The 19,213-nt window shown below is 70.3% G+C and carries 14 protein-coding genes and 2 tRNA genes; 10 read left to right on the top strand and 6 right to left on the bottom strand.

What is annotated here, in order from left to right; all coding sequences use genetic code 11:
* Positions 1 to 478 precede the first annotated feature (478 nt).
* Entirely contained in the window at positions 479 to 1,309 is an 831-nt protein-coding gene (locus AB0G14_RS17120; protein WP_357698281.1) for a CPBP family intramembrane glutamic endopeptidase, read from the top strand.
* A gap of 345 nt (positions 1,310 to 1,654) precedes the next feature.
* Here AB0G14_RS17120 and AB0G14_RS17115 read toward each other — a convergent pair whose 3' ends face one another.
* On the bottom strand, positions 1,655 to 2,362 hold the full coding sequence (locus tag AB0G14_RS17115; protein WP_357698279.1) for a hypothetical protein: 708 nt from the start codon (positions 2,360 to 2,362) through the stop codon (positions 1,655 to 1,657).
* A gap of 153 nt (positions 2,363 to 2,515) precedes the next feature.
* Between AB0G14_RS17115 and AB0G14_RS17110 the strand changes: the two genes are divergently transcribed.
* The gene (locus tag AB0G14_RS17110; protein ID WP_357698277.1) at positions 2,516 to 3,049 is read left to right on the top strand and encodes a YbhB/YbcL family Raf kinase inhibitor-like protein; all 534 of its coding nucleotides are present in this window, start codon (positions 2,516 to 2,518) and stop codon (positions 3,047 to 3,049) included.
* A gap of 123 nt (positions 3,050 to 3,172) precedes the next feature.
* On the opposite strand, the gene AB0G14_RS17105 is transcribed toward AB0G14_RS17110, so the two are convergent.
* Positions 3,173 to 3,883 carry a class I SAM-dependent methyltransferase gene (locus AB0G14_RS17105; protein WP_357698275.1) on the bottom strand — a complete coding sequence of 237 codons (711 nt, stop codon included), beginning with the start codon at positions 3,881 to 3,883 and terminating at the stop codon, positions 3,173 to 3,175.
* A gap of 211 nt (positions 3,884 to 4,094) precedes the next feature.
* On the opposite strand from AB0G14_RS17105, the gene AB0G14_RS17100 reads away from it, so the two are divergent.
* On the top strand, positions 4,095 to 5,915 hold the full coding sequence (locus AB0G14_RS17100) for a hypothetical protein (protein WP_357698272.1): 1,821 nt from the start codon (positions 4,095 to 4,097) through the stop codon (positions 5,913 to 5,915).
* A 22-nt stretch (positions 5,916 to 5,937) separates the two neighbouring features.
* Here AB0G14_RS17100 and AB0G14_RS17095 read toward each other — a convergent pair whose 3' ends face one another.
* Positions 5,938 to 6,717 (bottom strand): ferric iron reductase, encoded by a 780-nt coding sequence (locus AB0G14_RS17095; protein ID WP_357698381.1) that lies wholly within the window; start codon positions 6,715 to 6,717, stop codon positions 5,938 to 5,940.
* Between the two features lie 283 nt (positions 6,718 to 7,000).
* On the opposite strand from AB0G14_RS17095, the gene AB0G14_RS17090 reads away from it, so the two are divergent.
* Positions 7,001 to 8,518 (top strand): peptide deformylase, encoded by a 1,518-nt coding sequence (locus tag AB0G14_RS17090; protein WP_357698270.1) that lies wholly within the window; start codon positions 7,001 to 7,003, stop codon positions 8,516 to 8,518.
* Positions 8,519 to 8,734: 216 nt separating this feature from the next.
* Here the strand turns inward: AB0G14_RS17090 and AB0G14_RS17085 are convergent, their stop codons facing one another.
* Complete coding sequence (locus AB0G14_RS17085; RefSeq protein WP_357698268.1) at positions 8,735 to 9,853, bottom strand: globin domain-containing protein; 1,119 nt, start codon at positions 9,851 to 9,853, stop codon at positions 8,735 to 8,737.
* A 144-nt stretch (positions 9,854 to 9,997) separates the two neighbouring features.
* Here AB0G14_RS17085 and AB0G14_RS17080 point away from each other — a divergent pair, with 144 nt between their 5' ends.
* Positions 9,998 to 10,768, top strand: coding sequence for a CPBP family intramembrane glutamic endopeptidase (locus AB0G14_RS17080; RefSeq protein WP_357698266.1), 771 nt, complete (start codon positions 9,998 to 10,000; stop codon positions 10,766 to 10,768).
* Between the two features lie 87 nt (positions 10,769 to 10,855).
* Here AB0G14_RS17080 and AB0G14_RS17075 read toward each other — a convergent pair whose 3' ends face one another.
* Positions 10,856 to 11,665: a hypothetical protein gene (locus tag AB0G14_RS17075; protein WP_357698264.1), complete on the bottom strand. Its 810-nt coding sequence runs from the start codon at positions 11,663 to 11,665 to the stop codon at positions 10,856 to 10,858.
* Between AB0G14_RS17075 and AB0G14_RS17070 the strand changes: the two genes are divergently transcribed.
* From AB0G14_RS17070 to pglX, 4 genes are all read left to right on the top strand, one after another.
* Positions 11,652 to 12,209 (top strand): hypothetical protein, encoded by a 558-nt coding sequence (locus AB0G14_RS17070; RefSeq protein ID WP_357698262.1) that lies wholly within the window; start codon positions 11,652 to 11,654, stop codon positions 12,207 to 12,209. The genes AB0G14_RS17075 and AB0G14_RS17070 overlap by 14 nt on opposite strands.
* A 517-nt stretch (positions 12,210 to 12,726) precedes the next feature.
* A tRNA-Ser gene (locus AB0G14_RS17065) sits at positions 12,727 to 12,817 on the top strand.
* Between the two features lie 36 nt (positions 12,818 to 12,853).
* Positions 12,854 to 12,926 (top strand) — tRNA-Arg (locus AB0G14_RS17060).
* Between the two features lie 243 nt (positions 12,927 to 13,169).
* A complete protein-coding gene (gene pglX / locus AB0G14_RS17055) occupies positions 13,170 to 16,739 on the top strand; it encodes a BREX-2 system adenine-specific DNA-methyltransferase PglX (protein WP_357698260.1) in 3,570 nt (1,189 codons plus the stop codon).
* A 67-nt stretch (positions 16,740 to 16,806) separates the two neighbouring features.
* Here pglX and AB0G14_RS17050 read toward each other — a convergent pair whose 3' ends face one another.
* Complete coding sequence (locus AB0G14_RS17050; RefSeq protein ID WP_357698258.1) at positions 16,807 to 18,537, bottom strand: AIPR family protein; 1,731 nt, start codon at positions 18,535 to 18,537, stop codon at positions 16,807 to 16,809.
* 397 nt (positions 18,538 to 18,934) lie between these two features.
* Here AB0G14_RS17050 and AB0G14_RS17045 point away from each other — a divergent pair, with 397 nt between their 5' ends.
* Positions 18,935 to 19,201, top strand: coding sequence for a hypothetical protein (locus AB0G14_RS17045; RefSeq protein ID WP_357698256.1), 267 nt, complete (start codon positions 18,935 to 18,937; stop codon positions 19,199 to 19,201).
* Positions 19,202 to 19,213 lie beyond the last annotated feature (12 nt).

Genomic DNA, 19,213 nt, shown 5'->3' with positions numbered 1-19,213 from the left:
GAGTTTCCCCGCTGCCGCTCCACTTCTCGCCGATGCTGGTCGAGCCGTCGCGGCCAACAGCGAATCGTGTTCGCTGTGGATGCGACCTTTCGACCAACCTTTCCTATTTCTTCGGAGGATGTCACCGGACGAAATCCATCGGGTGCGTGTCGAGGTGCCGCGGCTCTACCGCGTGCTTGAGTGTGCCGTGCGGGACGGCTCGCTTGCTGCGACTTCGTCGGCGGCTGCCGGGCCGCCGCCGAGGCGGGTCGCCTGCCCGTTCCCATATCACCATGATCGGGAGCGCTTCACCGAAACGCCTGTGACGGTCATATCTCTACCTTGCCCGAACCCTGCCTTCCGACCCTGAGGCGACCCTGAGGCGTCCCGGATCTAACCCTGCAAGCCGTGGCAATTTCTATGCAGCAGATAAAAGATTCGGGTTGTGACCTATACGGCAAAATCCGACCGGCCTGACAAAACACGTCGCGCGCCGGAGTTGAAAGACGTCAGCCGCTACCGCCACCCCCTCGCCTTCTACGTCCTCGCCACCGCCATCCCGTGGGTGCTGTGGTTCACCGCCGCCTGGCTGTCGCGCCAGCCTGATCCCAGTCAGACCACCCTCGCCGTCATGACCGGCCTCGGCCTGGCCGGTCTCGCCGCCCCGGTCGTCGTGGCGATCTGGTTCATCCGCAGGGACGGGCTCACCCGCGATGTTCTCACTCGCCTTGTCGCGCCGCGCGGCACTCGCGCCTGGGTCTGGCTGGCGGCCGTCGCCCTGCTCCCCGGCGCCCTGCTCGTCGCCACCGCGATCTCCATCCCGTTCGGCTACGACGTCTCGCAGTTCGAGCTCCGCAACGGCTTCACGTTCGCGACGGGCCTGCTGCCGGCGTGGATCACGCTCGTCCTGGCCCCCGTCCTTGAGGAGGTCGCCTGGAAAACCTACGGCACGGATGCGCTCGCGTCCCGGATGAAGGTCCTGTGGGCGTCGCTGGTGTTCGGTGTCGTCTGGGTGCTGTGGCACGTGCCGCTCGGCTTCATCAAGGGCTACTACCAGGCGGAGGTCGTCGAGGAGGGCCTGATCCACAGCCTCAACTACGCATTCTCACTGATACCGTTCGTCATCCTGATGAACTGGCTCTACTACCGCGCCGGCCGCAGCGTCCTCGTAGCGATCGTCTTCCACCTCGCCGCCAACTTCGGCAACGAGGTCTTCCTCACGCACCCGGACACCAAGGTGATCCAGACCGTACTGCTGCTGGTGCTGTCGGTCGTCGTGGTCTGGCGCGATCGGGAGCTGTTCCTGACGCCCCCCGGACGCCGCGCGTGACCCCGGCCCTGGACAGGTCATCTCGCGGGGCGATCCCCGCCGTGCTCGTTGGCCGCCGAGGGTCCTAACGGCGGCGGCTTGGCCGGCTCAGCACGAACCAAATGAGGCCGGCGAGCAGCGCCACCGACGTGACGAGACAGCAGAGCGTGGCGATGTGCCACGGCTTGAGCGCGCCCATGCTGCGGCACTGTATCGACGGCTGCCAACCATCACTGCCCCTCGCCAGCCCGGCCGGTGGCAACGAGAATCCGACACCTTCCGTCCCGAGCTGTGACAACGCCCCTTGACCAGCGCAAACGCTGGTGAAGGGGCGTTGTGTTGCCGGCTCGGGCGGTACCCGTCCGGTCAGTAGTCCAGGAGTAGGGGCTGACGGTGTTCGAGCGCGGCCTCGACGAGATCGAGCATGATCGCGAGGCCGAACCGTGCGACCTCCGCCAGCGTCGGATCATCGGAGGGCAGCCCCCGCCGAAGCTCGGCGGGGTCGTGACCGGCGAAGACATCGGCGCGTTCGTCGAGCAGGCGCAGCTCCGCGGCCAGCCGGTCGATCGAACCCATCCGGGTCGGCTGACCCGTAGGCCGGGACGCCTCGATCACGAGCGGATCCTCCGCGAGCGGCAACCACCACTCCACCCCGGACAGAAGGGTGACGTAGCGCTCGGGCTGCGCCGAGGCCGCCTGGTAGGCGGGAGCGTCGGCGAACTCACGCGGGCTGTCTTCCTTGTCCCAGGGGCCCGGACGCAGGTCCGGACGCTCGTCGTACGCGGCGAGCAGCAGGACGGCGCCGAAACCGTCCCAGTCCGGCTTGTCGGTCCAGTACGGCTGGGTCGGGCCGTCCGGCCACTCCACGGGGCTGCCGAGCGCCTCCCCGAGCCACTGTTGCCACTCCCGTACGGCGTTCTGGACCACGTCCGGGTCGGCTTCGTGGTCCTCATCCTCCTGCGCCCGGACGATCCGCACGTCGTATCCCTCCTGTGCGCCGATCTGCTGTGTGATGGTCAGCCAGTCGTTCAGGTGGTAGCGGGTCAGCGGTCCGACGTAGAGATCAAGGCCCATGGGGAGGCATTCTCACCCACGGCGCACGTTACGTGTCGGCTCGGGTCGAGGTCGCCTTGTACGGGACGCCGGGTGCCGCCGGTTCGATCGCGGGCGCCGGCGGGGTATGAAGGGTGCGGAGGACAACCGCGCTCACCGGAAGGACCTGCCCAGATGACCCTGGAACGACCGATCGCCCCGGACCCGTACGAGCTGCTGCCGACCGTGTCGTCGTTCACCCTGACCAGCGACGACGTGCAGAACGGCGAGCCGATGGACACCGCGTACGCCCACGGCAGCGTCGGGGGCGGGAACGTCTCGCCGCAGCTCGCCTGGTCCGGCTTCCCGGCCGAGACCAAGGGCTTCGTGGTGACCTGCCTCGACCCGGACGCCCCGACGGGCAGCGGGTTCTGGCACTGGGTGCTGGCCAACCTGCCGGCGACCGTGACCCAGTTACCGCGGGGAGCGGGCGCGGAGGATCTCGGCGGCGCGTTCACGGTCCGCAACGACTACGGCGACCAGGGCTACGGCGGCGCCGCGCCGCCGGCCGGTGACCGCCCGCACCGCTACGTCTTCGCCGTGCACGCCCTCGACGTGGAGCGCCTCGACGTCACCCCCGACGCGACCCCCGCCGCGGTCGGCTTCAACCTGGCCTTCCACACCCTGGCCCGCGCCGTGATCCGCCCCACCTACCAAGTCAAGCAGTAACCCCTCCCCTCCCCTCCCTGCCCCGCGATCTCGCACTTGCGGCCCTTGTTTCGCGGCTTTCGCCCCTTGCGCCGGGGCGACAAGTGCAAGATCGCGGAGGCGGGGAGGGGGAGGATGAGGGGGTTAGGCGGGGACGCGGGCGACGGCGAAGACGGACTGGCCGAACGGGGGGCGGACGCGCTGCTCCGCCGCCTTGGTGGCGGGGAGCACGAGGGTGTCGTAGACCTTGACCATCGGGCCCTCCTTCGGCATCAGCCGGAAGACCTTGGTCGCCATGAAGTAGCCGATCAGGCCGAGCGCGTTCGCGTAGTGGATCTTCTCCACCGTCAGGCCGGCGGCGGTCATCGCGTCGGCCAGGGTCTTCTTGGTGTAGCGGCGCACGTGGCCGGTGGCGATGTCCGCCGGGCTCATCGCGAACTGGAACGCCGGCACGATGATGATGACGTTGCCGCCCGGCCGCACCAGGTCGCGCATGCTGCTCAGCGCGCCCACGTGGTCCTCGATGTGCTCCAGCACGTTGTACGACACGGCCGCGCTGTAGTCGCCCCGCTCCGAGTGCGGCAGCAGCATCTGGCGGACCTCGATGTTCGGCTGGTCGGCCAGCCGCTCCTTCAGGGAGACGAGCCGGTCCGGGTCGGCCTCGGTGGCGGTGAACCGGGGCAGCCGCTCCGCCCACTCCAGCGCGTAGTCGCCGAGCCCGCTGCCGATCTCGATCGGGTTGTCACCGAGGTGTGGCACGGCCAGCTCGACAAACCAGCGACGGTGGTTGACCGCGGTCGCGAGGCCTTCCAGGACCTCGGACTGCACACGCTGATCCCCAGTGATTTCTGCCATGCGTCGATTCCTCACGATATGACTCGACCCGCGCCTGGACCGACAGAGTGAATCATCCGCGCTGACGGCAGAAGAATCGGGGCACCTGGGTGGCCGAATTGCGGTCGGGGGGTGGGCACGTGATCGGCGGTCGGCGAACCCGGCACATGGTACGCCAGTACCCCGAAACATGTCACGGCGGTGCCATAGCCTGACTACTCTACGAATCGTTATGACTACTCCTGAATCGGACCTCCCCGCCGGCGTGCCGGGACGCGGAGCGCCGGAAAGCGGGTCCGACCGGGGCGTACGCCCCTGGAAGGGGTGGTGGACGGACCTCGCCGCCGTGGCGAGCTTCGTCCTGCTCGGCTTCTGGGTGACCGCGCGGCTGTGGCTGCGTCCGTCCCACGGCATCCGGGACAACCGTACGGACCAGTCCCAGTTCGAGTGGATGATGGCGCACGGCGCGCGGGTGGTGACCGATTTCGTTTATCCGTTCACGTCGGACCGGATGAACGTGCCGGACAGCGTCAATCTGATGGCAAATACGTCCGTATTATCCGTGTCTATCCCAATGACGCCCGTCACGCTGCTGTTCGGCACGCGGGCGTCGTTTCTGCTGTTCCTCACATTGGGCATGATCGCCACGGCGACGGCCTGGTACCTCCTGCTCTCCCGGGTGGTCGTCGGCTCCCGGGGGCCGGCCTGGCTCGGCGCGGCGTTCTGCGCGTACGCCCCGGCGATGGTCTCGCACGCGAACGCGCACCCCAACATCGTCTCGCAGTTCGTCGTGCCCCTGATCATCTGGCGCACGCTGCGACTCGCCGAGCCGGGGCGCTGGCTGCGCAACGGGGTGCTGCTCGCGCTCGCGATCGTCTGGCAGGCCTTCATCAACCTCGAAGTGCTGCTGATGACCGCGATCGGGTTGGGCGTGGTCGTCGGGGCGCTCGTCCTCGGCCGGCCCGAACTGCGCCGCCGGGCCCGGCCCTTCCTCGCCGGGCTGGGCGCGGCCGCCGTGGTGGCGCTCGTCCTGCTGGCGTACCCGCTGTACGTCCAGTTCTTCGGGCCCGGGGCCTACCACGGACTGTCGTGGCTGATCCGCGGCTACTCCACGGACCTCGCCTCGTTCGTGGCGTACTCCCGGGAGTCCCTCGCCGGTGACGCGCGCACGGCGCAGGGGCTCGCGAAGAACCCGACCGAGGAGAACGCCTTCTTCGGCTGGCCGCTGGTCGTGCTCGTCGTCGCCCTGCTCTGGTGGCTGCGCCGGCACGCCGTGGTGCGCGGGCTGGCCGCCCTCACGCTGCTCTTCGGCCTGCTCTCCCTAGGGCGGGAGATCCAGCTCAACGGGAGGGGGACCGGGGTGCCCGGCCCGTGGGCGGCGCTGGAGGGCCTGCCGATCCTGCACTCGGTGGTGCCGACCCGGTGGGCGCTGGCGATCACCCCGATCGTCGGGGTGCTGCTCGCCTACGGGGCGGAGCACGTGCGCGCCCTGGCCGCCCGGCACCCGCGGGCCCGACCGCAGATCCGCTTCGCCGCCGCCACGGTGCTCGCCATGGCGCTGCTGCCGATCCTGCCCACCCCGCTGCCCACCACCCGGCTCGACCCCGTCCCCGCCTTCGTCACCTCCGGCGCCTGGCGGCCGTACGCGGCCGGCGGGCGGAGCATCGTGACGCTGCCCCTGCCCGACACCCACTACGCCGACCCGCTGCGCTGGTCGGCGCGGACCGGGCTGGACATGCCCATCGCCCGCGGCTACTTCCTCGGCCCGGACACCCGCCCCGGGCGGGACCGGGTCGCGCTGTTCTCCGCCCCGCCCCGGCCGACCAGCGAGTTCTTCGCCGAGATCCGGCGCACCGGCGCGGTGCCGCCGATCACCCCGCAGGCGCGGGTCGACGCGGTCGGGGACCTGCGGTACTGGCGGGCGGGCGCGGTGGTCCTCGGCCCGCACCGGCACGCCGACGCGCTGCGGCGGGGGATGACCGAGCTGACCGGCATCCGCCCCACGTACACCGGGGGGGTCTGGCTCTGGGACGTCCGTACGCTCACCGATTGAGGCGGGACCGGGGGTCGGGGCGCTACGGGCGGACGCAGCAGCCCTGGCAGATCTTGGGCTTGGGGAGGGTGAAGGCGAGGCAGCAGGTGCGGCGCTGCACGGTCGGCTCGCCCGTCGGCCCGGGGACCAGTTCCACCAGGTCGGCGAGGTCCAGCGCGCCGAGCAGGGTCTCGATGGTCTCGACCGAGGAGCCGGGCAGGCCGTCGGCGGCCCGGAGGATGCCGTGGGCGATGCCGGAGGCCACCGACCCGAGCAGGGTGCGCGCGCCGATCCGGACCTCGGCCTGGATCGCGGCGATCATCGGGGCCAGGTGGGCGTCGAGCAGCGAGGCGCGGAGCACCCGGAGCAGCTCGGCCTCGTCGGCGACGACCCGCACCTCGGGCAGCCCGGAGAGTGCCAGCGGGTCGCCCGGCAGCACCGCGACCGTGGTCGAGCGGCGCAGGCCCAGGGTGAGCAACGGGCGGTGGTCCTCGAAGTGGATCAGCACGTCGGCCGGGTCGAGCAGCGGCACCCGGCGGGCGGAGGCCCAGCCGAGCACCACGGGCAGCGCCATCCAGTAGCTGTAGGACTTCCAGGCCAGCGCGGCGCAGGCGTGCGGGGTGCCGCCCCAGCGCAGGGTGGCCGAGTGCAGGAACTCCGGCAGCCGGGTGCCGTCGACCAGGGTGCTGGCCCGACTCCAGCCGAACTCGTCGGCGACCAGCAGGCCGGGCGCGAGGCCGGGCACGTCGTCGGTGCCGAACATGGCCCGCAGGGCGGCGGTGACCGGGGCCAGCGGCGCGGCGGCGACCTGGCGCCCAGGCATCACCGCTGTCATCCGACTCATCCCCCGTTCGAAGCACCCGTCGCTGAGCTAAGGCTAGCCTAACCACAGCTCGCGGGCTAAGGGAAGCCTCACCTACGCCGGATCGCGAGGTGCGGATCACTCCGCCGCGTGCGGCGTACTACCCGGGGGCCGGGGCGGGAAACGCCGGTGCGCAGTATCGAGAACATCCCTCGATGTCAAGGCCCGTGTCGGCAAGTCGGCACTTCCCGTGTGCGCGTGGCCACAGAACGTGAAACTGATACTCCCGGCCACGAGGAAGCTGATGACGACCTCACCGCTCGATCGGGCTGCCGACTCCTTCGCTGCCGAGCTCGCCCGGCACCGTACGGGGCGGGGGCTGTCCAAGAAGCAGCTCGCCACCCTGATGGGGTTCGACCCGTCGTACGTCAGCCACGTCGAGGGGCGGCGACACCGCCCCACCGAGGACTTCGCGCGCCGCGCCGAGGCCGTGCTGGAGGCCAGCGGCGCGATCTGGCAGCGCTTCCGGGAATACGACGAGCTGCGCCACGCCCGCGCCGAACGGGCCCTCCGGGAGCCGCCCGTCCCCGGGCAGTGGATGCCGCCCGGCACCGGGCTCATCGTCGAGCGGGAACTCGCCACGCTCACCCACCTCGGCGACGCGTACCGCTGCGTCATCCGGCGGGAGCTCTACAACGCCGGCACCGAGCCGGTCACCCGCTACCTGGTGCGGGTCGCCGTCGACCGCTACCCGAACGACCCGGGGCGCTCCAACCGGCATCACCGGGAGCATCCGCTCACCTTCGCCGAGCTGCGGCTGCGGGCCGTCCGGGAGGACGCGGGCGAGCAGGAGGCGATGCACTGGCGGGCCAAGCACGACCGGGACGCCTTCAAGGAGATCTGGCTGCTCTTCGAGAACGCCGACCGGCGCTTCCCGCTCTACCCCGGCGACCGCGCCACCATCGAGTACGCGTACTGCGTCGGGCAGGACAAGTGGGGTCCCTGGTTCCAGCGGGCCGTCCGGCTGCCCACCCGGCAGATGGCCGTACGCCTGGACCTCCCGGCTGCCCTCGACCCGCAGGTCTGGGGCGCGGAGACCTCGCTCTCGGCGGAGGAGGGCCCGCTGCGCACGCCGGTGACCCGCCGCGACGACGCCGACCGGGTGATCTTCGACTGGGCGACCGACGATCCTCCGCTCAACGCGCGCTACCGGTTGCAGTGGCGGTTCCGCGGCCGGCCCGACGCCGAGCCGGAGGAGGCCGGGCGGGTCCGGCCCAGCGACCGGATGCGCGGCATCGGCATCGTGCAGCGCGGCATCGACCTGCTCCGCCAGCCGGCGCGCCCGTTCGACCTGCCCCGCGAGGAGCAGGCGGCCCGGGATGTGGTCGGCCGCCTCTGCGCGGCCCTGGTCCGGCTCGACGAGCTGCACCCGTTCAGCAAGGGCGTGGGCATCGCCGCCCCGCAGCTCGACCTCGGCCGCGCCGCGGCGGTGGTCCGACCCCCCGACCGGTCGGCCGAGCCGGTCGTGCTGCTCAACCCCCGGGTGGTCGACACCTCCCCGGACACCGACGAGCAGTACGAGGGCTGCCTCTCCTTCTTCGACCATCGCGGTCTGGTGCCCCGGCCACTGCGGATCGACGTGGAGCACGCCCAGTACGACGGCAGCCGGATCATCACCTCGTTCGAGTTCGGCATGGCCCGGCTCGTCGCGCACGAGATCGACCACCTGGAGGGGCGGCTCTACGTGGACCGGATGGCGCCGGGCGTGCCGCTGGTGCCCGTCGAGGAGTACCGCGAGACCGGCCAGCCCTGGCGCTACTGACGCCCACCCGCGCGTCGTGGCCCTCCCGCCGCCGTGCCCTCGTGCCGTGGTGGCGTGGCGCCGTCGGCTCCCCGGGTGCGCGACCACGTCCGCCCGGGTGGGAAGGACGGCCGGGCGGACGTGGTCGGGCGGGGCGGTGCCGGTCCGCCCGTCGGGGACCGGGGCGCGTGCCCCAGGGGGCAGGGGCACGCGCCCCGGTTGGGGGGAGGAACGCTTCTAGAGGCCGCCGAAGGTGTCGTAGCGGGTGTTCTGCGGAGGGACGTCGTCCTCGGCGAGGACGCGCAGGGTGGCCCGGACCATCCGGGCGGAACCCGAGACGTAGCAGTCGTGCGCCGTCCACGGCCCGTACCGGCTGGCCACGTCGGAGATGTCGCCCAGCTCGCCGTCGAAGTCCGGGTCCTCGCTGCACGCCGGGGTCACCGACAGCCACGGGTGCGCCGCCACCAACTCCCGGAGCCCGGCCAGGCCGTACAGGTCCGCCTCCCTGCGGGCGCCGTAGAAGACGTGCACCCACCGGGTCCGGTTGTAGCTGGCCAACTCCTCCACGAGCGCCTTCACCGGGGCGAGCCCGACGCCGCCGGCCACGCAGAGGACGTCCCGCTCGGAGGAGCGGTCCAGCGTCATCGACCCCATCGGCGCCGCCACCCGGAGCAGGTCACCCGGCTTCACCCGGCGGACCAGCGCCCCCGAGACCCAGCCGGCGCCCGCCGGCGTACGGACGTGGAACTCCAGCACGTTGTCGTCGTTCGGGGCGTTCGCGATCGAGTAGGTGCGCCACACCCGGGGCTGGTGACGGGGTACCTCGACGCTCACGTACTGGCCGGCCCTCCAGCGCAGCGGGTGCTGCAACGCCCGGCAGGTGAGCACCGCCGTGTCCGTGCCGTACCGCTCGTGGGTCAGCACCTCCGCGTGCCAGAACGGCGGGTTGTCGTCGGCCGCCGCTCCGGCGAGCATCTTCTCCGAGATCGCCGCGTACGCGTCCCGCCACGCCTGGTCGTACTCCAGGTTCCAGCCGTCGCCGGCGGTGCTGCGCAGCGCGTCCAGCAGCGCGACGCCCATGGTCTCGTAGTGCGCCGCCTCGACGTGGTACTTCCGGTGATCCCGGCCCAGCGAGCGCAGGTACTCGTCGAAGCTCTCCGGGTCGCCGACCGTCTGGCTGGCGGTGACGATCGCCTCCAGGATCCGGTCGCCCTGCCCGGCCATCTGCACCGGGAAGAGCTTCCGCAGCTCGGGGTCGAGGAGGAAGAGCCGGGCGTAGAAGTGGCCGCCCAGCCGCTCCCGGTGCTCCTCGACCAGGGTCCAGCTCTCCTTCAGCAGCCGTGCGAAGTCGTCCACGGGGCGCGCTCCTTCTCCTGACGGCGGATCGGGCACCCATAGAATGTCCACGGAGCGTGTCGACTGGTCGCACAGAATGTGCGATCGGCTCGTGAGGTTCGTTCGGCGCTGCCACCGACCGTCGTCGTCGGGCACAGTGGTGCGGTGACCGTTGAGCTGGACCGCCCGGCGACCCGCCGGATGCTCGGCACCGAGACGCTGCTGGTGCTCGGCCTGTCCCTCGGCCAGTCAGCCGTCTACGCGACGGTGTCGATCGTCGCGAAGCTGGCCGCCGACGGGCCGCTGTCGAAACAGACCGCCGCGCTCAACACCTCGGTGTCGCCCCGGCCGTGGCTGGACCTGACGTACCAGTTGCTCGGGATCTTCTTCGCGCTGCTGCCGGTGCTGCTCGCCGTACACCTGCTGGCGCGGGACCCCGGCGACCCGGCGCGGACGCTCGGCATGGACGCCCGGCGGCCCGGCCAGGACCTGGCCCGGGGTGCCGGCCTGGCCGCGCTGATCGGCCTGCCCGGCCTGGCGCTGTTCTGGGTGGCGGCCCAGCTCGGCGTCAACGCCACGCTGGTGCCGGCCGCGCTGCCCGAACTCTGGTGGACGGTGCCGGTGCTGGTCCTGGCCGCCGTGCAGAACTCGGTGCTGGAGGAGGTGATCGTGGTCGGCTACCTGGTCACCCGGCTGCGTCAGCTCCAGTGGCGGCTCGGTGCCATCATCGCGACGAGCGCCCTGCTGCGCGGCTCGTACCACCTCTACCAGGGCTTCGGCGCCTTCGTGGGCAACGTGGTGATGGGCGTCGTGTTCAGCCTGTTCTACCTGCGCACCCGCCGGGTCATGCCGCTGGTCGTCGCGCACACCCTGCTCGACGTGTTCGCCTTCGTCGGCTACGCCCTGCTGCCGAGGGAGTGGTTCGACTGGCTGTGAGCCGTCCGCTGGCTGTGAGCCGGTCCGCGCCGCCGCCTGCCCGCCGGCTTCGGCCCTTCCGCCGGCACCCGACCGGCCGTCGTCGGCTCAGCCGGCCGCTGTGCGCCGGTAGGCGCTGATCGTGCGGGCGGCGAGCCGCTCGGCCCCCGCCGCGTCGCCGGCCGCTGCCGCGAGCACCGCCACGCCCGGCAGCAGCCGGGACGCCGCCCGCAGCGCCAGCCAGCCACCGGCCTGGGCGGCGAGCGGCGCGGCCAGCCGCCACGCCGCCTCCGCCGCCCGCGGCCACGGCGCCTCACCGGGCCCGTCCGCCGCGCGGGCCGCCGCCAGCGCCGCCGCCGCGCTCCCGGCATCCGGGTGCACGCGAGTCAGCACCAGCAGCTCCACCGCCCGGTCCGGATGGGCCGGATCCCGGCCGTACGCCGCGGCCAGGTGCAGCACCAGGTTGGCCTGGGTCCACAGCACCGCCGCCAGCTCGGCCAGCGGCGCGAACAGCCCCGCCAGCGCGGCCGTCGCCCCGCCCGCCCCGGCCTGCCGGACGAACCGCCGGGTTGCGAGCCGGGCCAGCCCGTCGGCACCCGCATCGGGGTACGCGTCGCGCAGCCTCTGCGCCCAGTCACGGGCACGCGGGCCGAGCACCTCGACGGCGGCCAGGGCCAGCAGCTCCGGAGCGAACCCGGGATGGCCGAGCACCCGCGAGGTGATCCCCCGCAGGGCCGGTTCCGGCGTACGGTCCGACAGGGTGCTCGCCGGCCCGGCGTCGGCTGTCGTGCTCGGCACGCCGGCCCTCGCGCTTTCGACCAGGGCGCCGGGGGCGGCGGTCGGTGCGTCGGCGCTCCCGATCCCGGCCTCGGCGGTGTCGGGGGTTGCGGTGCTGCGGACGTCGGTGCTCGCGCCCACGCTCGCGGTGCTCGTCTCCGCCGCGTTCGTGCCCACGCCTGCGGTGCTCACCTCCTGCGCGTTCGTGCTGGTGGCTGCGGTGCGCGCAGGTGTGGCCTTCCTCGCGGTCGTCGCCTTCCGAGCGGGTGTGACCCTCGTCGCGGCGGACGTGTCTGCTGTCACGGCCGGCGGCCCGTCGACGGCCGCTCGCGGCTGCTCGGCCGGCGGGGTCTTCGTGGCGGCCGTCTTTCTCGCGGGGGTCTTCTTGGCGGTCTTCTTGGCCCCGGTCTTCCTGTCCGGGGTGGCGGTGCCTGCGGCGGCCTTCCGCACGGGGGCGGTGGCCCGCGCTGCGGCGGCTCCCTCGACCGGGGGCCCGGCGGCGGCCTTCTTCGCGGGGGTCTTGCTGGCGGGGGTGGCGCGGCGCGTTCGCTCCGTGGCGGCCGGCGCGGGCGATCCCTCGCCCGCCGCGCCCGGCGCCTGTGCCGCCACCGGCCCCGCTGACGTCCCCTCGCCCGGACCGTTCGTCCCCGCCGTCGTGGCAGGGACGTCGGTCGGCGTCCCCTGACGGGTGTCTCCGGTGGTCACGGGATCCGTGCCGCTCGTGTGTGGGACGTCACTCTGCCCGACCGCCCCGGCCTGGTCGGCGCGCTCGCGGGGGGCCGAACCGGCCGAACGATCGGCCTGGCGAGGCAGCGGTGGGTCGTCCGCTGGTGGCTGGAAGAGCACCGCCGGGGCCGGCTTCACCCGCCGGGGGCGCTCCTCGGCATCCTCCGCCCGCCGGGCCGGCGAGGGCGCGGGCGGTGCCGGCTCCGGTGGCGCGGGCGGCGGCGTGAAGGTCGGCTTCGGGGAGCGCCGCCGCGCCCCCTCAGCAGGCTCTCGTCGGGTCGGCTCGCGCGGCGGCTGCTCCTGCATATCGATGGAGCCTAGTCCCGATCACGCTCGCGCACAGCCGGGATACCCGAGACCTGGCGAGCCCCGCGCGCTCCGGCCCGCCAGACGGTCGGCCGTACGGGGGAAGTCGCTTTGCTCCCGATCGCTGCGGGCATGTATCCTCGGGCGCGGTGGTCTGCAGGGGCCACCAGGGAGACTTCGCCTAGTCTGGTCTATGGCGCCGCACTGCTAATGCGGTTGGGGTCTTAAAGCCCCTCCCGGGTTCGAATCCCGGAGTCTCCGCGCGAAAGCCGGTTGTGTAGACTGGCCGAGCACCAAGCGCCCGTAGCTCAATGGATAGAGCATCTGACTACGGATCAGAAGGTTAGGGGTTCGAGTCCCTTCGGGCGCACCGTTTGAACAGGGAAAATGCCCCTCCGTCGATGAACGGAGGGGCATTTTTCGTGCGCCCACGGGCACACGTCTGCGGCTGAGGCTGGCTTTTTGTGACGGAGAGTCACCTGAAGCACTGTTCCTGCAGCGTGCGAGTGGTCGGACAGTGGTGGCAGGGCCTGCCCACGAGTCAGATGCTCGGGTGGTAAATGCTCCCGCTACGCGGTCGTCACTCTTGCCTCCAGACGATTAGGCTCGTCGCGTGATCGACCGGAAGCTGCTCTTGTCGGACCTGCAGAAGCAGGTCAAGAACCTGGAAAAGGACCTGCGTGAGCAGGCCGAGTCGGTCGAGAAGGTGCGCCACCGGCTGCGTGGCGAGTACGACCACGCGTTCAAGGTCGGGCGTACCGCCGCCACGTGGGCGGCCTGGCGGGACGAGCGAGTGACCCAGGTCGCCGTCGCCTGGGTGCTCGGCACCGTCTTCGTACGCTTCTGCGAGGACAACGGCCTGCTGCCCGACCCATACCTGGCCGGGCCGGGGGACCGTCTGGTCCTGGCCGAGGAGGCCGAGGCGCAGTTCTTCCGCGACCGGCCCGAGGAAACCCTGCGCGGCTGGCTTGAGCAGGGCTTCGACGAGATCGGTAGCACCCAGGCCGGCAAGTCGCTCTTCGACAAGCGGCACAACCCGCTTTACCAGGTCCCCCTGTCGCACGACGTGGCCAAGGAGTTGATCGGCTTCTGGCGCCGGCGCGGCGAGACCGGCGGCCTGGTGCACGACTTCACCGACCCGGAGTGGGACACCCGCTTCCTCGGCGACCTCTACCAGGACCTCTCGGAGGCGGCCCGCAAGACCTACGCGCTGCTTCAGACGCCGGAGTTCGTCGAGGAGTTCATCCTTGACATGACGCTCACCCCGGCGATCGCCGAGTTCGGCCACGACGTCGTGAAGATGATCGACCCGACCTGCGGCTCGGGCCACTTCGTCCTCGGCGCCTTCCACCGGCTGCTGAAGGAGTGGGAGCGGCACGCCCCCAACCGCGACCCCCACGAGCGGGTGCGCCTCGCCCTCAACGCCGTCCACGGCGTCGACATCAACCCCTTCGCCGTAGCCATCGCCCGCTACCGACTCCTGGTCGCCGCCCTCCGCGTCAGCGATGTCAAGACGCTCGCCGACTCGGCAGGCTTCAGCTTCCCGATGCACCTCGCGGTCGGTGACTCTTTGATCAAGCACCGCGCGGGCACCCTCTTTGGCGACGACCCGATGACGGAGTTCGCCTACGCCACCGAGGACGTGCAGGAACATCCGCGCATCCTCAGCCCCGGCCGCTACCACGTCGTGGTGGGTAACCCGCCCTACATCACCGTCAAGGACAAGGGTCTCAACGAGGCGTACCGCGACATGTACGACGCCTGCTCCGGCAAGTACGCCCTGTCCGTGCCCTTCGCGCAGCGGTTCTTCCAGCTCGCCAAGACCGCCGACGGAGACGGCAAGGGTGCTGGACATGTCGGGCAGATCACCGCCAACTCCTTCATGAAGCGCGAGTTCGGCAAGAAGATGATCGAGAAGCTATTCGCGATCGAGGTCGATCTGACGCATATCATCGACACCTCCGGTGCCTACATCCCCGGCCACGGCACCCCGACCGTGATCCTGATCGGCCGCAACACCAACCGCGGTCGATCGGGAACCATGCGCACCGTCATGGGCATCCGGAGTGAGCCGAGTGCACCCATGAACCCCAGCCAAGGTCTCGTCTGGCAGGCGATCGTCAACCAAGTGCATTGCTCCGATTCGGAAAGCGAGTGGGTGAGCGTCGCCGATACCCCTCGGACCGAAGCCCTTGTCTTTCCGATGAGTCTCAGTGGAGGCGGCGCCTCCGGCGCAATGGCTCAGCTGGCCTCCGCACCGGGACGGCTGCGCCAGCAGTCTGACGGTTCCATTGGTTTTTATGCCATCACGGGGGACGACGAGGTGTTTTTGGCTCCTCGCTCCACAACACAGTGGCGTAGGGAGTCGGCACCACAAAAGCGCTTCACGATAGGCGATGGAGTGCGTGACTGGGCATTGGATTCCGATGTTGCACTCTGGCCATATCGGGAAGACAAACCGGCAATGGAGCTACAGCCCGGACCGCTCTTCTGGCCCTACAGGACTGGTTTGCGGGCTGGACTTGCATTCGGCAAGACCAGAGAACAACGGCGGATGGCGTGGCATGAGATGACGATGTTGTCATGGCATCGAGTTTCCTCGTCGTTGCTTATCACATTCTCCGATGTTGCGACGCACAATCACTTCGTGCTTGATCGGGGTGTCTCAGCATTTAATCAGCACGCGCCGGTAATCAAGCTGCTTGAGGGGGCGTCGGAGGACGATCACCTGCGGCTGCTCGCGCTGCTCAACAGTTCGACTGCCTGCTTCTGGCTGAAGCAGGTCAGCCACAACAAGGGGCGACCGGGAGCAGAGCAGGCCGGCGCCGACGAGCCCTGGGAGCACCGTTACGAGTTCACCGGGACCAAGCTGCAGGAGTTTCCGCTGCCGTCGGCGTACCCGCTCGAACTGAGCCGGGAGATTGACGGGCTGGCGCAGCGTCTCGCAACGGTGAGCCCGGCGGCGGTCGTGGCTTCTGAGGTTCCCGACCGCGAGCGGCTGTCCGCCGCTCGCGACGAGTGGCATTCGGTTCGGGCACGGATGATCGCGTTGCAGGAGGAGTTGGACTGGCAGGTCTACTCGCTCTACGGGCTGTTGGACGAGGAGTTGACCGCCCCCGCCGGCTCGGTACCGGAGCTGAAGCCGGGGGAGCGAGCGTTCGAGATCGTGCTGGCTCGGCAGATTGAGGCTGGCGACGTCGAGACGACCTGGTTCACGCACCACAACCACAAGTTCCAGCCAACGAGTGAGTTTCCGGCGCATTGGTCGGATGAGTACCGGGCGGTGGTGGAGCGGCGGGTCGAGGTCATTGAGGGCAACCGCACCATCGGGTTGATTGAGCGGCCGGAGTGCAAGCGGCGTTGGGCCAGCGAGGGCTGGGACGCGATGCAGGCGAAGGCGCTGCGTGACTGGCTGCTGGACCGGTGTGAGGTGCGGGAACTGTGGTACCACCACGTCGACGGGCTGGAGCAACCGCGCCCGCTGACCACCGCTCAGCTCGCCGACGAGCTGCGCCGCGACGCCGACGTGCTCACCGTCGCCAACCTCTACGCGCCCGGTCAGGATCTCGGCAAGGTGATCGCCGGCCTGGTCGCTGACGAGCACGTGCCGCACCTGGCCGCGCTGCGCTACAAGGACTCCGGGCTGGCCAAGCGCGCCGACTGGGAGCAGGTGTGGGACCTGCAGCGGCAGGAGGACGTGCTGCCCGACGAGGCGGCGAAGCGGGAGTTCCGCAAGCAGCTCCCGGTGCCGCCCAAGTACAAGCCGGTGGACTTCCTCAAGGCCAGCTTCTGGAAGCACCGGGGCAAGCTCGACGTGCCCAAGGAGCGGTTCGTCTCGTATCCGGGTGCCAGTCGCGACGGTGACCCGTCGCTGCTGGTCGGCTGGGCCGGCTGGGACCACCGCGAGCAGGCCCAGGCCCTTGCCACCCTGATCGTGGCCCGCGAGCAGGAGGACGGCTGGGCCGCCGACCGGCTGTTGCCGCTGGTCGCAGGGTTGCGCGAGATCCTGCCCTGGGTACGCCAGTGGCACGGCGAGTTCGACCCGGAGTGGGGCGCCTCGCCGGCGGACATCTACGCCGGCTTCCTCGCCGAGACCACCAACCGCCTGCACCTCACCGACGAGGCGCTCACCTCGTGGCGCCCACCCAAAGCCACCCGCGGCCGCAAGGCCAGCGTCGCGTAAGCACGAGGCGTAGTGATGCCGAGCGGCTCGACCTGCTGGTGCTGCGCCTTCAGCGCGGCCAGCTGGCCTATGAAAGACGGTCGAGCAGGCCGTCGACGAAATCGGGACCCTTGGCGATCTTGTCGGGCGAGTTCCCGGTACGGCGCTCGTGCGCGGCGAACTCCTCGCGCAGGAGCGCCAGGGCCGCCGGCAGATCCGCGTTGGCCAATGGGTTGCCGACCGTCGCGAGGCTGCGCAGCTGCTTCGGCGACCGCACCGGCTGCCCCACGAGCTTTGCCGTTGCCACCATGGCCAGGTGGAAGCGGTAGTTGTTCCGCTCCGGCAGGCTGACCCCGGCGGCCTCCGATGCCAGGAACGCGTCGATCTCCTTCTGCGCCCGGGCGACCCAGAGATAGATCTCCACGGGAATCTCCTTGGAGAAGATCCGCCGGTACTCTTCGTCACGCTTGAGAAGGCTGGAAGGCCGGGCTCGGGAGTTGTCGGGGCGGCTGAGCCCCATCGCCATGACAGCCTGCGCGAGCAGCGAGATGCTCACGATCCGTTCCGCGCTGCGACCGCTGTTGCGGTAGAAGTTCTTCCGCCGGTCGTAGTACCAGTCGTGCCCGAGGAAGTACGCCTCGATGTCGCGTTGAATGTCGTCGGTGGCGCGCAACGACGCGGCCGGCACCGACGTCTGCCGGTTGGTCGCGCGGATGACGAGATCCCGGGTGGCTAGGTCGTCGCCCGTCACCAGGATGCGGACCAGCACCGAGCGGTCGAAGGCTGGATGGTCCGTCGGGGCGGTTCGCAGGAAGTTGAAGATGGTGTGCGAGGACTGCAGGCCGTTGACCACCTGCACGTCGTCGAGGGAATAGGTCTTGCTGACCGCGGTGGCCTTGGAGCAGACGATGGTGACGCCGTTGTTGAGCCACCAGAACTCGGGGCCCTCGGGGTCCTCCAAGGATTCCCGGATCTCCCGGTTCACCTCAACGTTCCCCTGGTAGTCCCGGACGTTCCAGTCGAAGATGTGCCGTCGGAGCCGGTCGTCCTCGTCGGTCAGGAAGGTCATGTAGTCGCGCAGCTTGACCAGGGCGACGTGGCTGTTGCCGCTGGTCGCGTTCTCTTGATAGGTCAGCTCCGTCGTGTATGACGGGACGGTGTTGGCCCGTCGCCACAGCTCGGCGGCCCCGAGGAACTCGACGTGGCCTTTGGCGCCCGGGATCACGCCAGCGAGCTGGGCTTCCAGGTCCCGCGCCTTGATCGCGACCTTGGTGTTGATTGAATTCGGGCCGGTGGCGCGGCCGCGGGTCGCGTACACGAAGTGGATCTCGACCTGGGGGTGCCGCGTGGCCAGCACGCGAAGAGCCTTCCGGAAGAATCCCGTCCGCGAGACGGTGCCTGGCGAGTAGAGCTTCAGAAGATCTTCCTCGTCTTCCGAGAGGCTCAGCAGTCGCGCAAGCGCGCTCGCCGCCTTGTCGATGGCCGTCTCGGTGAACGACGTCTCCCGCTTGGCCTGCACCAACCAGAGTTCGAGTTTGACGCCGCGCTGCAGCTTCACCGCAGAGAATCCGTCCTGCAGCACATCGCTGTCCTCGGAGAGGAGCACCCCATCGACGAACACGTAGATCGCGTCGATGGCTCCGTCGTTGCTGCCTCCGATGACACCGTCGGCCACCTCCTCCGAGGACAGTTGTCGCTCGGTAAGCGCCTGTTCGGCGGCGAAGAGCTCGAAGGCCTCGTCTTCGCGGATCGGGACGGGCCGCTCGGCCTGCCGCTGGACCAGGATTTGATCGAGCAATACCTGTTCGTTGTCGGCCACACACGAAGTGTAGGCAACTCCTTCAATACTCCGCGACCTCGGCGGCGGCCGCGGCGACCTCGCGCATTACCTCGCAGAGCGGCTTGTCGCACCTGCCGGCCGGCCCTGGAGGCGGTCCGGCAGGCCTACGACGCCGGACAGCAGCTGTGCGTGGACCGCCTGATCACGATCCACAGCTCCGTCCGAGACACCCCCGCCCCAAATTGAGTGCGAGGAAGGATCAACGCGGCTCGCAAGCGGGCTGCGCCGGCCCGGCCCCGGCCTGCTGGCGACCTTCGGACGGCATCAGCCGGGCCCGCCCGCCACGCTGGCAGGAAACAGCGACTTGTCCTGGTGGTTGGCAGCAGGTAGCTGAAGAATGAGACGGGAGTGGGCCGGACGATACTCGGAGGCGACCGTGAAATTGAGTCCTGAAGAGCAGTGGGCGTTGAACGCACGTTTTACCGACTTGATCGAGCGGGGCCACGTGGAGGTGGAGTACGAGCCCCGCCCGGTGAGGAACACGTTCGTGGTGGAGCTGAGCGAGGGCGACCTCACGTGGCTTTTCGAGGAGGCCCAGCGCCGCGGCGTCGGGCCGTCGGCGGTGATCCAGGCCCTGATGAGTCAGGCGCGCCGAGCGGCGAGCAGTTCGGCCGCAGATCAGGAGGCGGGCGAGGCCGGCTGACGCGAGCCCAAC

The organism is Micromonospora sp. NPDC023814 (genome assembly GCF_040639595.1).
In the GTDB taxonomy this organism is placed as follows: Bacteria; Actinomycetota; Actinomycetes; order Mycobacteriales; family Micromonosporaceae; genus Micromonospora.
The sequence above is the reverse complement of the archived record's forward strand: the minus strand, read 5'-3'. Positions and strand labels throughout refer to the sequence as shown.